The following is a 1,581-nucleotide window of genomic DNA, read 5'->3' as shown; positions in this document are numbered from 1 at the left end:
GGGCGCGGGGGTTGCCGTCGTCGCCGCGGGCGAGGGCTCCGGGGCGGTTGTCGCCGCGGGGGCCGCACTGGTCGGCGTCGTGGTCTGCGCGCTCTGCGGGGCCGGAGAGGAGTCCTCAGATGCCGGCGGGGTCGAGGTCGCCGCAGGCGGCGGGGTCGAGGTAGCCGCAGGCGGCGGGGTCGAGGTAGCCGCAGGCGGCGGGGTCGAGGTCGCCGCAGGCGGCGGGGTCGTCGATGCGGCCTGCGACACGCTGCTGGCGGCCGACGGCGTCGTTTCCGTCGCCGCCGCCGCCGACGGCGACGACGACGGCGACGCCGACGAGGACGCCGGGGACGCCGACGAGGACGGAGACGACGAAGACGGGGACGACGACGCCGAGGACGGGGACGACGACGCCGAAGAGGTGCCCGAGGTCGGCGACCCGGAGGTCGTCGACGTCGCCGGGGTGGTCGAACCGCTCGGCGGCGGCGCGCTGGGGGTGCTGGTGGGCGGCGCAACCGCCGGAACCAGTTCGGCGGCCGACGGCGGCACGGTGTAGACGACGCCCGGCGGTGCGGTAGCGGCCGGGTCGCGCTCGACCACCTTCGCCGACAGGTCGTTGAACTGGTCGAGCAGGTCCTGCTTCTGCTGTTCGTCGCCGATACTGGCGACCTGGGTGCTGACCTCGACCAGCTTGTTCTGGGCCTGGTTCCAGTCACCCTGCTCGATGAGGTTCTGAACCTGGTTCAGCGTGGTCTTGGCGGCCAGCCCCACCTGGTCGTCGCGCACCTCTTTAGGGGTGCCGAACAGCATGGTCCGCAGGCCGTACAGGCCGTCGCCCGGACCCGCGCCGGCAACGACCGCGCCGAATCCGCCGATGCACAGCACGGCCGCCGCGGCCGCGCCCACCATGCTCATGCCGCGGCGGTTCCTGCGCGGGGTGATCTCGGTGTCGACCGTCCAGCGGTCGCGGCCCGGCCCGAGTCGTTTCTGGGCCTTCCCGGCGTTGAGGGCTGCGAGGGCGTCGGCCTCGGTGATCAGCCCGGTGGCCGGCGGCCAGCGCATCTCGTCCCGCCAGTTCCCGAGCAGTGCCGCCAGTTCGGCATCGGCGGCATCCTGGGCGGGCACCGGCCGACCGACCGCGAGAGCGTCGATGAAACCGTCGGTGCGACGGATCGCCGCCATCGACGGTTCGCCCTCGGATTCGCGGCGTTGGAAGTCAGGCATAGTCGAACCCCGCTCCGGCGATCTCGGATTTCAGCCGCGCCAGCGCGCGGTGCTGAGCCACCCGCACGGCGCCCGGGGTGCTTCCGACGGCCTCGGCGGTCTCCTCGGCAGACAGCCCGACCACGATGCGCAGGTTGAGGATCTCGCGCTGCTTCTCCGGAAGCACCTCGAGCAGCTTGCTCATTCGGGCGGCTGAGTCGGACTGCAACGCCATCTGTTCCGGTCCCACATCCGGGGAGTGCCGTTCCGGCACCACCTCCACCGGGTCGGACTTGTTGCGGGCAGTGGCGCGGTGGGCGTCGGCCACCTTGTGCGAGGCAATGCCGTACACGAAGGCCAGGAAGGGGCGTCCCTGATCCTGGTAGCGCGGCAGCG

2 protein-coding genes are annotated in these 1,581 nt (G+C 72.7%); both read right to left on the bottom strand.

Translation table 11 applies throughout. The features are described from left to right. Window positions 1-1,206: anti-sigma-D factor RsdA (locus tag ADBZ5U_RS14925; RefSeq protein WP_526811490.1), on the bottom strand; the 1,206-nt coding region annotated here is incomplete at its 3' end. Then, the coding region (locus ADBZ5U_RS14920) for an RNA polymerase sigma factor (protein WP_526811489.1) at window positions 1,199-1,581 on the bottom strand (383 nt) is incomplete at its 5' end. The genes ADBZ5U_RS14920 and ADBZ5U_RS14925, both read right to left, overlap by 8 nt.

Source organism: Mycobacterium sp. (assembly GCF_040398885.1).
GTDB lineage: Bacteria > Actinomycetota > Actinomycetes > Mycobacteriales > Mycobacteriaceae > Mycobacterium.
The sequence above is the reverse complement of the archived record's forward strand: the minus strand, read 5'-3'. Positions and strand labels throughout refer to the sequence as shown.